This is a genomic window from Ramlibacter sp. PS3R-8, assembly GCF_037572435.1.
Lineage (GTDB): Bacteria > Pseudomonadota > Gammaproteobacteria > Burkholderiales > Burkholderiaceae_C > Ramlibacter.
Genome location: NZ_JBBHGT010000001.1, coordinates 1135717 through 1148580, shown reverse-complemented (window position 1 = coordinate 1148580; position 12864 = coordinate 1135717). Strand labels below are relative to the sequence as shown.

Below are 12864 nucleotides of genomic sequence, written 5' to 3'. Positions count from 1 at the left end.
CGACCACGCCCTCGACCGCATGCGCATCGGCGGCAAGCCGGCGGGCACGCGCACCGGTGAGCAGGGCATCGCAGTCTTCAATCCCTACACCCAGGAGCGCCTCGGCTCCGTTCCGAAGGCCACGCTGGAGGAAGTGCGCCGGGCCTTCGACAGCGCGCACGCCTGCCAGCCGAAGCTGACCCGGGCCGAGCGCGCGGGCATCCTGCAGAAAGCAGCCGAACTGGTGCGCGAACATCGCGACGACATCGCGCGGCTGATCACGGCGGAGTCGGGCCTGTCGCTCAAGGACTCCACGTACGAAGCCGGCCGCGTCAGCGACGTGCTGCTGTTCGGCGCGCTGGAGGTGCTGAAGGACGACGGCCAGATCTTCAGCTGCGACCTCACGCCGCACGGCAAGAAGCGCCGCGTCTACACGCAGCGCGCGCCGCTGCTGGGCGTGATCAGCGCGATCACGCCCTTCAACCACCCGATGAACCAGGTGGCGCACAAGGTCGTGCCCAGCGTCGCCACCAACAACCGCATGGTGCTCAAGCCATCGGAGAAGGTGCCGTTCTCCGCGATCTTCTTCGCCGATTTGCTGTACCGCGCCGGCCTGCCGCCGCAGATGCTGAGCGTGGTCACCGGCGACCCGCGCGAGGTCGCCGACGAACTGATCACCAACGACCACGTGGATCTCGTCACCTTCACAGGCGGGGTCGCCATCGGCAAGTCCATCGCCTCCAAGGCCGGCTACCGGCGCATGGTGCTGGAGCTGGGCGGCAACGACCCCCTCATCGTGATGGAAGACGCCGACCTGGAAGAGGCGGCGACGCTCGCGGTGCAGGGCTCGTACAAGAACTCGGGCCAGCGCTGCACCGCGGTCAAGCGGATGCTGGTGCAGCAGTCGGTGGCCGGCCGCTTCACCGAGCTGGTGGTCGAGAAGACGCGCGCCTGGAAGTTCGGCGACCCGATGGATCCGGCCACCGACATGGGCACCGTGATCGACGAAGCGGCGGCGCGCCTCTTCGAGTCGCGCGTGAAGGAGGCGGTGTCGCAGGGCGCCCGGCTGCTCGCAGGCAACCAGCGGCAGGGCGCGCGCTATGCCCCCACCGTGATCGACAACGTACGGCCCGAAATGACCGTGGTGCGCGAGGAGACCTTCGGCCCGGTCTCGCCCATCATCACCTTCGGCGACATCGACGAGGCGATCCGCATCTCCAACGGCACGGCCTACGGCCTGTCCAGCGCCGTCTGCACCAACCGCCTGGACTACATCACCCGCTTCGTCGACGAGCTGCAGGTCGGCACCGTGAACGTGCGCGAGGTGCCGGGCTACCGCCTGGAGCTCACGCCCTTCGGCGGCATCAAGGATTCCGGCCTCGGCTACAAGGAAGGGGTGCAGGAGGCGATGAAGAGCTTCACCAACCTCAAGACCTACTCGCTGCCCTGGGCCTGAGGCGCGCACGTGGCCCTCACACTGGACGACATCGAGACGCTCTTTGCCAGGCGCGGCCACGAGCAATACACCGGCGAGCCCGTCACGCAGCTGGAACACGCCTTGCAGTGCGCGCTGCTGGCGGAACAGGAAGATGCCGACGACGAACTGGTGACGGCGGCGCTGCTGCACGACCTGGGCCACCTGCTGCACGACCTGGGCGCCTCGCCCACGCTGCAGGGGGTGGACGACCTGCACCAGTACCGCGCCATCCCTTTCCTGCGCGGGCTGTTTCGCGACGAGGTCGTCGGCGCGATCCAGGGCCACGTCGATGCCAAGCGCTACCTGTGTGCCGTCGACGCCAACTACTACGCGGCCTTGTCGGAGGACTCGAAACGCTCGCTCGTCCTGCAGGGCGGCGTGTTCGACGCGGGCGAGGCCGATGCGTTCATCGCCCGGCCGGGCGCCGGCCGCGCCGTCCGCCTGCGCATCTGGGACGACCGCGCCAAGACCGAAGGACTCGGCACACCGCCGCTGGCGCACTACCTGCAACGCGCGCGGCGTTGCGCGCTGGCCCCATGATCCTCACCTGGCCCGTCGTGGCGGCGGTGCTGTTCGGCGCGCTGCTGCACGCGGGCTGGAACGCGATGGTGAAGTCCAGCGCGGACAAGGCGCTGGACACGGCGGTGATCCACCTCATGGGCTCCCTCGTCGGCATTCCGCTGCTGGTGATCGTGGGGTTGCCGCCGCCGTCGTCGTGGCCCTACATCGCGGCTTCCGTCGTCATCCACATCGGCTACTACATCGCACTCACCGGCGCGTACAAGCATGGCGACCTCGGGCTCACATATCCGCTGATGCGCGGCACGGCGCCGCTGCTGGTGGCGCTGTCCGCCACGCTGACGGTCGGCGAAACGCTGTCGCCGCTGTCCTGGGCCGGCGTGATCGGCGTCAGCTGCGGCGTGCTGGCGCTCGGCCTGTCGCGCCACGCCATGGACTCGCCGCGCGCGGTGGGCTTCGCGTTGACCAACGCCGTCATCATCGCGATCTACACCGTCGTGGACGCGTTGGGCGCACGTCAATCCGGCAACCCGCTGCAGTACGTGGCGATGCTGTTCGTGCTGGACGGCTGGCCCTTCGCCGCGATCGTGCTGGCGCGGCGTGGCTGGGCCACCGCATGGCCTTACGCGCGCCAGCGCGCGCCGCTGGCATTGGTCGGGGCTTCGGCGTCGCTGGGTTCCTACGGCATCGCCTTGTGGGCGATGACGCGGGCGCCGGTGGCCACGGTCGCGGCGCTGCGCGAGACGTCGGTGCTGTTCGCCGCCTTGCTCGGCACCTGGTTCCTGAAAGAGACTTTCACGGTCCGCCGTGCCGTCGGCACCGCCGCCATCGTGGCCGGCGTGATGGCCTTGCGCATGGGGTGACGACGATGGCCTTGCCCACGCATGCGCAGATCGTCATCGTCGGCGGCGGCATCGCCGGCTGCTCGACGGCCTATCACCTGGCGAAACTCGGAAAGACCGACGTGCTGCTGCTGGAGCAGGGCCAGTTGACCAGCGGAACCACCTGGCACGCCGCCGGGCTGGTCGGCCAGATGCGGCCCAACCGCACGATGACGCAAATGAGCAAGTACGGCATCGAGCTGTACGCCACGCTCGAAGCCGAGACCGGCCTGGCCACCGGCTGGAAGCAGTGTGGCAGCGTCAACGTGGCGAAGACGCCGGAACGCATGAAGGTGCTGCGCAAGCAACTCGCCATGGCGCGCAGCTTCGGCGTGGAGTGCCACGAGATCTCGCCGGCCGAAGCGGGAGAGAAGGCGCCGGTGCTGCGTACCGATGACCTCCAGGGCGCGCTCTGGCTACCCGGCGACGGCAAGGCCAACCCGGCGGACCTGTGCATGTCGCTGGCCAAGGGCGCGCGCCAGCGCGGCGTGAAGATCGTCGAGGGCGTGGAGGTGACAGGCGTCACGATCTCGCGCGAACGCGTGACCGGCATCGCCACGGCGCAAGGCGAAGTGACTTGCGAGGTCGTCATCAACTGCGGCGGCCAGTGGGCCCGCCAGTTCGGCAGGCTCGCCGGCGTCAACGTGCCGCTGTATCCGGCCGAGCACTTCTACATCGTCACCGGCCGCATCCCCGGCGTGCTGCCGGAGATGCCGGTGCTGCGCGACCCCGACGGCTTCATCTACTACAAGGAGGAAGTCGGCGGACTGGTGATGGGCGGCTTCGAGCCGCAGGCCAAACCCTGGAAGGTGGACCCGATTCCATCGACCTTCCAGTTCCAGCTGCTCGACGAGGACTGGGACCAGTTCGAGATCCTGATGAAGAACGCGATCCATCGCACGCCATGCCTGGAGACCGCGGAGATCAAGATGCTGCTGAACGGCCCGGAAAGCTTCACCCCCGACGGCAACTTCATCCTGGGCGAGGCGCCTGAGCTGCGCAACTACTTCGTCTGCGCCGGCTTCAACTCCGCCGGCATCGCCAACAGCGGCGGCGCCGGACGCCTGATCGCGGAATGGGTGGTCGGCGGCGAGCCGAGCACCGATGTATGGGACGTGGACATCCGCCGCTTCGCCAGCTTCACCGGCAACCGCAAGGCGCTGGCCGAACGCACCGGCGAAACGCTCGGGCTGCACTACGCGATGCGCTGGCCGCGGCAGGAACTCGAGACCGCGCGGCCGTTGCGGACGTCGCCGCTGTACGACTTGCTGAAGGGCAAGGGAGCGGAGTTCGGCAGCAAGAACGGATGGGAGCGGGTGAACTATTTCCGTGGCACGGCGGCCCGCCCCGAGCCGACCCTCTCGGCACCCGGCTGGCTCCCCTGGATGATCGACGAACAACGCGCCACCCGCGAACACGTGGCGCTGTACGACCAGACTTCCTTCGGCAAGCTGCTGCTGCAAGGCCGCGACGCGCTGGCTTTGCTGCAGCGCCTGTGTGCCAACGACATGGACGTGCCGGTGGGCCGCATGGTCTACACGCCGATGCTCAACGCGCGCGGCGGCATCGAAACCGACCTTACCGTGATGCGGCAAGGCCCCGACCGCTTCCTGCTGGTCACCGGTTCGGCGCAATCCACGCGCGACGCCGACTGGATCCGCCGCCACGTCGATGCGGACGCGCACGTGACGCTGACCGACGTGTCGGCGCTGTACAGCGTGCTCTCCGTGATGGGCCCCAGGTCGCGCGAACTGCTGGCGCGCGTGAGCCCCGACGACCTCTCCCCCGACGCGCTGCGCTTTTCGTGGACCCGCGAGATCGACCTGGGCCACGCCCGCGTGACCGCCGCGCGCATGAGTTACGTGGGCGGCCCGGGCTTCGAGTTGTACGTGCCCATCGAGATGGCGCGCCACGTGTACCTGGCGCTGACCGAAGCGGGGGCGGGACTCGGCCTGCGCGACGCCGGCTACTACGCACTCGACGCGCTGCGCATTGAGCAGGGCCGCCGCGCCTGGGGGGCCGAGCTCGGCCCCGACGAAACACCGTGGGAAGCCGGGCTTCACTTCAGCGTGAAGATGGACAAGCCCGGCGGCTTTCTCGGTCGCGACGCGCTCGCCGCGCAGCGCGGCCAGCCGCTGCGCAAGAAGCTGGTGAGCGTGGTGCTGCGCGACCCGCAGGCGTACGCGTGGGGCGGCGAGAGCATCGAACTGCACGGGGCACCTGCCGGGGAGCTCGGTTCCGTCGGCTTCAGTCCGCTGGCGGGCGCGTGCGTCGGCCTCGGCTATGTGCGTGGCGCGGCCGCCAACGTGCCGCATGCCGCCACGCCGGCGCACATCCTGCTGTGGGGCGAACGCGTCCCCGTGGAACTGCACGACCAGTGGCCGCCCCGGTGAGGCTGGGCGCGGCCGGGCCGCACTGCTAGAGTCGCCGCCATGACGCACCCGGCGCTGCCCCGCATCGAGTCCGGCCTGGCCGCGATGCATGCGGCATTGCTGGGCGGCGATCTCGAAGTGATGCACGTGCGGCTGGTGGAAGTGCTCGACGCGCTGGCCGAAGTGACCCGCGCAGGGTTCGTCCCGAAACAGGAACGCGCATCCATTCCATGGAACGAGCCCGAGGTACGCACGCTCGTGTGGCAGCTGCTGGCGGCGTTCAAGGCCGCCGACTGCCACGTCTTTCCCTATGCCGGCACGCTGCTCGGGCTCGAACGCGCGGGGCGCCTGCTGCCCGAAGACAAGGACGTGGACGTCGGGGTCTGGCTGGAGGACTTCGCCCTGGCCGGACGGCTGCTGGTGCAGTGGGGCCTGCAACGCGCAAGCGACGTCCCGCCTTTCGCCAACGTGGCCACCTATGTCGAGCCTGGCACCGGGACGTCGCTGGACCTGTTCGGGCTGCGCCGCGATCCGATGCGCGGCCGCGTCGAAGGCGGCGTGTGGCTGTATGGACGGCCGCCCTCGCACCAGCGGCTGGTGGCGCTGCCCTGGTTCGAGCTGGCGCCGCGCGACGGCCCCGCCGGCCCGGCCTGGTGGCCGTCCGCACCCGATCAAGTGCTGGCTGCGCTCTACGGAGCAGGCTGGCGCACGCCGCAGGCCGACTGGGACACGCTGGTCTCCAACCCGTCGCTGCAGGACCTGAACCTGAACTGGCGCTGCTGGGCGTTGAAGAGCCTGTGCCAATGCTGGCTCACCGGCAACCTGCCGCGCACCCGCGGCGTGCTCGCGCAGATCGCCGCGCGGGCCGGGGAGGACGCGCAGCTGCGCGGCTGGCGTGAAGCGCTGGAAGCGGGCGCCGCAACATGACGGCCAGCGTACCGACGCGCGAGCAGGTCTCGGTCCTCATCCCCGCAGCCGGCATCGGCGGGCGCCTCGGCATGGGTCCCAAGGCCTCGTTGCCGCTGCACGGCCGCCCCGTCATCGAATGGATCCTGGACAAGGCCACGCAGGTTGGCGCCGAGGTGCTGGTGGCGATCGCGCCAGGATGCACGCTTGCCGCGCCTGCAACGGCCGTCGCCGGCGGCGCCACCCGCCAGGAAAGCATCGAGCGGCTGACGGCTGCGGCCACGCGCCCCTGGTGCCTGCTCTGGGATGCGGCCAACCCGTTCGCCTCCGTCGCCCTGGCGCGCCGGGTCCTGGCGGCCGCGGCCGGCACCGGCGCGGCCGCGGCGTGCGTGCCCGCGGTGGTGCCCTGGCTCGAAATCGAAGGCGAGCGCGTGCTGCGCGCGCATCCGGCAGCCGGCAGCGGCTCCATCAGCATGCCGCACGCCTACGCCACCTCGTTGCTGCGCGAGGTGACGGGCCGCGCAACGCGCGCAGGCTGGGTCGCGTCCTCCACCATCGAACTGATGTTGATGGCCGGCCAGGAGGTGACGTGCGTGACGGGTGAGCGGCTCAACATCAAGCTGACCACGCCGGAGGACTGGCAGCTGGCGCAGGCGCTGCTTGCCCAACTGCAGAGCTGACACGATTGCAGCCGGCGGGCGAGCTGCGTAGGATGGTCCTCCCGTGTTGCTGGAGAGTCCTGTGGCCACCCATCGCGACATCGCCACACGGCGCACCGTGGCCCTGGTCGGCCCCAGCGCCGCCGGCAAGACCAGCCTGGCCGAGGCCTTGCTGTGGAAGGCGGGGGTGGTGGGCGCCCCCGGCAGCGTGGAGCGGGGCAGCACCGTCTCCGACCATGACCCGCTGGAGAAGAAGGCACTGCGTTCGCTCAATTCGACGCTCATGCACTTCGAGCACCGCGGCATCCTCACGCACCTGATCGACACGCCCGGCGCCGCCGACTGCCTGGGCCAGTCGCTGCCCGCGCTGGAGGCGGTGGAGACCGCGGCCATCGTCATCAACGCCGTCACAGGCATCGAGCCGATGGCCGTGCGCATGATGGAGTGGGCGAAGCAGCGCGAGCGCGACCGCATCATCATCGTCAACAAGATCGATGCGCAGGGCGCCAACCTGCAGGGCCTGGTGACGCGGATCCAGGAGGTGTTCGGCAAGGAATGCCTGCCCATGAACCTGCCGTCGCAAAAGGGCGAACGCGTGCTGGACTGCTTCTGGAAGATGAAGGACGACGGGCCGCCGCCCGATTTCTCCTCCATCGAGCAGGCGCATCGGGCGCTGGTGGAGCAGGTGGTCGAGGTCGATGCCGCGTTCGTCGAGCGCTACCTCAACGACGGCGACGTCGATCCGGCCGAATTGCACGCGCCGCTGGAGCAAGCGCTGCGCGAAGGCCACCTGGTGCCGATCTGCTTCGTATCGGCTCGCACCGGGGCCGGCGTGCCCGAGCTGCTGGACGTGATCGAGCGGCTGCTGCCCGATCCCACCGAGAGCAATCCCCCGGCCTTCCTGGAAGGCGAAGGCAGTAGCGCGAAACCGGTGGCGGCGGTGGCCGATGCGGGCAAGCACGTGCTGGCCCACGTGTTCAAGGTCACGCAGGATCCTTACGTGGGCAAGATGGGCGTGATGCGGGTGCACCAGGGCACCATCACGCGCGACAGCCAGCTCTACGTCGGGGACAGCCGCCGCCCTTTTAAAGTGGGCCACCTCTTCATGCTGCAGGGCCGGGAGCTGAAGGAGGTGGCGAAGGCGGTACCCGGCGACCTCTGCGCGATCGCGAAGGTGGAGGAACTGCACTACGACGCGGTGCTGCACGATGCGGCGGAGGACGCGCACATCCACCTGAAGCCGCTGGAGTTCCCGGTGGCCGTGCATGGCCTGGCGATCTCGCCCAAGCGCCGCGGCGACGAGCAACGGCTGCACGACATCCTGATCAAGCTGGTGAGCGAAGACCCGTGCCTGCGCGTGGACCACGCGGCCAGCACCAACGAGACCGTCGTCTATGGCCTGGGCGAGCTGCACCTGCGCACGCTGCTGGACCGGCTGACCGACGTCCACAACTGCCAGGTGGAGACGCGGCCACCGCGCATTGCGTACCGCGAGACCATCACAGCTCCCGCCGAAGGCCACCACCGCCACAAGAAGCAGACCGGCGGCGCCGGCCAGTTCGGCGAGGTGTTCCTGCGCATCGAGCCGTTGCCGCGCGGCAGCGGATTCGAGTTCGTCGACGAGGTCAAGGGCGGGGCCATCCCGCACAACTTCATGCCGGCGGTGGAGAAGGGCGTGCGCCTGGCCATGGAGCAGGGCGTGATCGCCGGCTACCCGGTGGTGGACCTGAAGGTCGTCGTCTACGACGGCAAGCACCACACGGTGGACAGCAAGGAGATCGCGTTCGTGACGGCCGCGAAGAAGGCGTTGGCTTCCGCCGTGCAGTCGGCCCGGCCGTGCGTGCTGGAGCCGATCGTCCACGTGGAGATCGCGGCGCCGGAGCAGCACATGGGCGACATCACCGGGGACCTGGCGTCGCGGCGGGGGCAGGTGAGCGGCACGCAGTCGGCCAGTGCGGGCGCGTTGACGGTGCTGGCGCAGGCGCCGCTGTCGGAGCTGGCCAGCTACCAGTCACGGCTGAATTCGCTGACCGGCGGCCAGGGCCGCTACACCATCGCCTTCAGCCACTACGAGCCGGTGCCGCCGGCGGTGCAGGCGCAACTCGCTTCGCAATACAAGATCCGGGACGACGCCTGAAGCGGCGCGCACCGGGCGCCGCCACAAAGGAAAACGCCCGCCCTCCAGGAGGGCAGGCGTTCCCTGCTTCTTCACACACAACATGCGCCCGGCCGCGAGGCCGGGCCCGGGAGATCAGCGGCGCGGACGCTCGTCGTCGTCCTTGTCGCGGGCGCGGCCACCGCCACGCTGTTCGCGCGCCTCGCGCTGCGGCTGCTCGGCGCGCTGCTGGCGGGGGGCCTCGGCGCGTTCGGGCCGCTGCGGCTGCGCGGCTTCCGGGCGTTCCGCCCGTTCCTGGCGGGCCTGGCGTTCCTGGCGCTGCTGCATGCGCTGCTCGCGCTCCTGGCGCACCTCGGCGCCGCGGCCGCGCTCTTCGCGGGCTTCCGGACCCCTGCCGCCACCGCGCTCTTCGCGGGCTTGCGGACCACGGCCCGGACGATCCCGGCCGGCTTCGGGTCCGCGCCCGCCGCCACGCTCTTCACGAGCCTCCGGGCCACGACCGGGGCGGTCTTCGCGGGCGCCTTGGCGCGCGCCGCGATCGTTGTCGTCGCCCTGGCGCCGGGCTGCACGGTCATTGTCGCCACGCGGGTTCGGGCGGTTGCTGGCACGGTCGTCGTTGCCGCCGCGTTGCTGGTCACGTTGCGCTGCGCGCTGCGGCTGGCGGTTGTCGCCATCCCCGCGGCCCGCCGCCTGGGCACGGTTGCCACGCTCATCGCCGCCACGGCCCGCTGCCTGGGCACGGTTACCACGCTCATCGGCGCCGCGACCCGCTGCCTGCGCACGGTTGCCACGGTCATCCGCGGCGCGGCCGGCACTGCGGATTTCCTGCTTGCGCCGATCGGCAAAGTGCGCCGCCCCGACGGTGCGGACACTCGCCGGACGCGCCTGCAGCCGCACGACGGCTGAGCCATGGACTGCGCGCAGTTCGACGCGGGTCGGACGGGCCGGCGCGAAGCCGATGCGGGCGGTGGCGATCACTTGCGCATTCAACGGTGCCCAGCCGCGGTACACCGGGCGGCCGAGGCGGAAGTCGCCGATCTGCACCGCGGTCACGGCGTAGGGGCGGCGCGCCCAGTAGTAGTTGCTGTAGCCACGCGGATAGGCCCGCACGTTGTAGCCGAAATTGACGCCGCCGAAGTAGCGCGGCGAGGCGCGGAAAGCCGGCCACCACACTTCACCGGGAGCCAGCGGATACCAGCCGACGCCGGGGCCGCCACGCACCTGCAAGCTGGCGCTGGGGCCGCCGCCGAGGAACACGACCAGCGCGGGCGAATACACCGGGCGCGGGGCCAGCCGGCCGGGCACCCAGCCCCAGCGGTTGTTGACCTGCGTCCAGCGGCCGTAGTGGAACGGAGCGAAGCCCCACGGAGCCTCGTCCACCCAGGTCCAGCCCCAGGGAGCGACGTGCGTCCAGCGGCCCTGGCGGTACGGCGCCCAGTTCTCGGGCGTGGTGCGGGGATACCAGACCGCGCCGTGCTCGGGCGACTGCTGCCAGTCGCCATGCTGGTCCAGCTGCGCATGACCCACCACGCTGCGCGGCACGTAGCGCGCCGACACGGACTGCTCTTCGGCGCGGTTGCGCTCGCCGGCCCACTGGGCCAGCTCGTCGGGCCGGAAGGCCGGACCCTGCACCTGCGCCAGCGCCCGGCCGGTGAAGACGATCGATTGGCCGGCAGCGATGTTGATGGACTGCGACCCGTCGCCGAACACCGTGACCGCGCCGAGCAGCACCGTCACGCGGGTCTGGCCGCCCTTGTCGTCCACGTCCACCCGGTAGTCGCCAGGCTGCACCATGCGCACCGCGACGTTGGGCGTGTCGACCTCGAAGTTCTCGCCTGGCTCCAGTTCCCGCAAGCGCACGTTCATGGAGCCTTGCTCCAGGATCAGCTGCGTGGCCTTGTCGTCCAGGACGCTGACGCCGACATGGGTTTCGCCGCCGACGTGGAGGGTGGCGGTGTCGAGTTGCATCTCGGCCCGCGCGCCGCGGTCGCTCCACAACCGGTCACCGTCGGTCAGCGGCCGGTTCTGCGGCAGCTCGATCCATTCGTCCTCGCCGTCGGGGGCGAAGACGACCTCGCCCTGGCGGGCGCTGATGTGCGCCACGCGACCGGGAGGGTCTACCTCGGCTTCACCCTGTGGCGCTTGCTGCGCGAAGGCGGCCAGGGAGAACCAGGACAGCATGAGCGCGGCAAGCCAGGGCAAGCTACGCCAAAGAGATTTGTAAGTCATATGGTGCATGGCAGGCTGTGAGAGAACTGGATATGTTCCCTCAACGCGCGAGACCCCCCTGTGGGAGTAAACCCTGCGTAAAGAGATTTGCAGCGCGACGGCAGTGAACACGAGGGTTCGTGATTTTCTGCACAGCGCGGTCACCCCCGGAAGATCGCCTCCAGGTCAGCCTCGCCGTTGCTCTGATCGAGCTGCAGGCTGCCTTCTATATGGTCCAGGTGGTCGAGCATCAGCTTTTCCGCGCGGGCGCGGTCCCGCTTGGCCACCGCATCGATGATCATCTGGTGCTCGTCATCCCGGCAGCTCTGCGCTGTCGGCGCGTCGTACAGGAAGATGGTCAGGCAGGTCAGCATGCACAGCTCGCGCATGCTGCGCGCCAGCGCGGAGTTGCCCGCAAGCTCCGCCGAAAGCGTGTGGAACTCGCCGGACAGGCGGATCACGGCCCGCTTGTCGCCCCGGCGGCGCGCATCCGCCTCCAGTTCGACGTGCTGGCGCAGCCGCTGGGTCTTCTCCGGCGTCAGCGTGTCGATCAGCCGACGCAGCACGGCGGGCTCGATCAGCCGGCGCGCCTCGAAGACATCGCGGGCCTGTTCGGTGGTGGGCTTGGCCACATAGGCGCCGCGCTGGGGGAACAGCTCCACGATCTGCTCGTGCGCCAGGCGGGCCAGCACCTCCCGCACGCGCGCCCTGCTGACCCCGAAGATGTCCGCCATGCGTTCCTCGCCGAGCTTGGTGCCCGGGTGCAGCCGGTGCTCGAGGATGGCGACGTAGATCCGCTCGTAGATCTCGTCGACCGTCTTCTCGCGCTCCGCGCGGTTGCCCGTGCCCTTGCGGCTCACGTCCATTGGAACAGCTCCCCCCAGCCGGTGATCGACGCTGGCGAGGCGCCCGCAGCGCGGACCATCCCCCAGACGGTGGTGCTGACGGTATCGAGCAGCGGGATGCCGAGCTCGCTTTCGACCTGCGCCGCCAGCGGTGCGGCGTTCAGGTTCGTGCAGAAGGTCGTGATGGCCTGGGGGCGCGCTGGCGCCACCTCGGCCATCAGCTCGCGCAGCGTCTTCGCAGTAACGCCGGCAAAGTCGTGGTTCACGCGGATGCCCAAGTGGCGTTCCGCCACCACCTCGATGCCCAGCGCGGCGTAGTTCGCGACGATCTTCTGCTGGACGTCAGCGGTGTAAGGGGTGACGAGGCCGAGCCGGCGCACCTGCTTGAGCGCCAGCAAGTCATTCAGTGCCAGTACAGCGGTGGTGGCCACGATGCCGGTCCGCTCCCGGATCCGCTCCACCAGCTTGCGGTCGCGGTCGAAGCCGAGCCAGCCCGACGACGTGCCGCTCCAGCCGATCACATCCACCTTGGCATCTGCCAGCAGTTCGGCCGCCGCCAGGATCTTGCTGTCATCGAATTGCCCCAGGGCCGCGGCATCCAGAGCGATCTCCGTGACCTTGAAGCGCGAGAAGTGGGCGCTGGCGCCCGGGAGCGCCGCGACCAGCGCGCTGGTCAGCGGCTCCAGCGCAGTGTTCGAAGACGGGGTCAGCACCCCCAGGCGCAAGGTTCGGGACACGGTTCAGGTTCCTGTGGAGGTCGGACTCAGGCGCAGTATGAAGCATCGGGCCGGCGACTTTTGCGACCGATTGTCGACATTAGTGTAAACACCTGCGCCGCAACGTCTTCCTTTCGGCCATATTCGCGGCAGTGCAACTGGGCGTCGCGAACCGTCGCCATGGCT

General features: G+C 69.8%; 10 protein-coding genes. 7 read left to right on the top strand and 3 right to left on the bottom strand.

Features of this window, described 5'->3' with window-relative positions:
• The first annotated feature begins 19 nt into the window (after positions 1 to 19).
• From phnY to fusA, 7 genes are all read left to right on the top strand, one after another.
• The gene (gene phnY / locus WG902_RS05385) at positions 20 to 1435 is read left to right on the top strand and encodes a phosphonoacetaldehyde dehydrogenase (RefSeq protein WP_445263667.1); all 1416 of its coding nucleotides are present in this window, start codon (positions 20 to 22) and stop codon (positions 1433 to 1435) included.
• 9 nt (positions 1436 to 1444) lie between these two features.
• Complete coding sequence (locus WG902_RS05380) at positions 1445 to 1996, top strand: phosphonate degradation HD-domain oxygenase (RefSeq protein ID WP_340058912.1); 552 nt, start codon at positions 1445 to 1447, stop codon at positions 1994 to 1996.
• Positions 1993 to 2838 carry an EamA family transporter gene (locus tag WG902_RS05375; protein ID WP_340058910.1) on the top strand — a complete coding sequence of 282 codons (846 nt, stop codon included), beginning with the start codon at positions 1993 to 1995 and terminating at the stop codon, positions 2836 to 2838. Before WG902_RS05380 ends, WG902_RS05375 begins: the two co-directional genes overlap by 4 nt.
• A 5-nt stretch (positions 2839 to 2843) precedes the next feature.
• Complete coding sequence (locus WG902_RS05370) at positions 2844 to 5249, top strand: GcvT family protein (RefSeq protein WP_340058908.1); 2406 nt, start codon at positions 2844 to 2846, stop codon at positions 5247 to 5249.
• A gap of 39 nt (positions 5250 to 5288) precedes the next feature.
• Positions 5289 to 6155, top strand: coding sequence for a hypothetical protein (locus WG902_RS05365; protein WP_340058907.1), 867 nt, complete (start codon positions 5289 to 5291; stop codon positions 6153 to 6155).
• Positions 6152 to 6814 carry a 2-C-methyl-D-erythritol 4-phosphate cytidylyltransferase gene (locus WG902_RS05360; RefSeq protein ID WP_340058905.1) on the top strand — a complete coding sequence of 221 codons (663 nt, stop codon included), beginning with the start codon at positions 6152 to 6154 and terminating at the stop codon, positions 6812 to 6814. The genes WG902_RS05365 and WG902_RS05360 overlap by 4 nt, the downstream gene beginning before the upstream one ends.
• A gap of 61 nt (positions 6815 to 6875) precedes the next feature.
• The gene (gene fusA / locus WG902_RS05355) at positions 6876 to 8930 is read left to right on the top strand and encodes an elongation factor G (protein ID WP_340058904.1); all 2055 of its coding nucleotides are present in this window, start codon (positions 6876 to 6878) and stop codon (positions 8928 to 8930) included.
• A 114-nt stretch (positions 8931 to 9044) separates the two neighbouring features.
• Here fusA and WG902_RS05350 read toward each other — a convergent pair whose 3' ends face one another.
• The 3 genes from WG902_RS05350 to WG902_RS05340 form a co-directional block, all read right to left on the bottom strand.
• Complete coding sequence (locus WG902_RS05350) at positions 9045 to 11111, bottom strand: DUF6600 domain-containing protein (RefSeq protein ID WP_340058903.1); 2067 nt, start codon at positions 11109 to 11111, stop codon at positions 9045 to 9047.
• 167 nt (positions 11112 to 11278) lie between these two features.
• Positions 11279 to 11983 (bottom strand): GntR family transcriptional regulator, encoded by a 705-nt coding sequence (locus WG902_RS05345; RefSeq protein WP_340058901.1) that lies wholly within the window; start codon positions 11981 to 11983, stop codon positions 11279 to 11281.
• A complete protein-coding gene (locus WG902_RS05340; protein WP_340058900.1) occupies positions 11974 to 12699 on the bottom strand; it encodes a maleate cis-trans isomerase family protein in 726 nt (241 codons plus the stop codon). The genes WG902_RS05345 and WG902_RS05340 overlap by 10 nt, the downstream gene beginning before the upstream one ends.
• Between the last annotated feature and the right edge of the window lie 165 nt (positions 12700 to 12864).

Excerpts from the sequence above, each read along its gene's own strand:
- phnY (WP_445263667.1), top strand. The coding sequence starts at position 20 with ATGCGCATCGGCGGCAAGCCGGCGGGCACGCGCACCGGTGAGCAGGGC.
- WG902_RS05375 (WP_340058910.1), top strand. The coding sequence starts at position 1,993 with ATGATCCTCACCTGGCCCGTCGTGGCGGCGGTGCTGTTCGGCGCGCTG.
- WG902_RS05370 (WP_340058908.1), top strand. The coding sequence starts at position 2,844 with ATGGCCTTGCCCACGCATGCGCAGATCGTCATCGTCGGCGGCGGCATC.
- WG902_RS05365 (WP_340058907.1), top strand. The coding sequence starts at position 5,289 with ATGACGCACCCGGCGCTGCCCCGCATCGAGTCCGGCCTGGCCGCGATG.
- WG902_RS05360 (WP_340058905.1), top strand. The coding sequence starts at position 6,152 with ATGACGGCCAGCGTACCGACGCGCGAGCAGGTCTCGGTCCTCATCCCC.
- WG902_RS05345 (WP_340058901.1), bottom strand. The coding sequence starts at position 11,983 with ATGGACGTGAGCCGCAAGGGCACGGGCAACCGCGCGGAGCGCGAGAAG.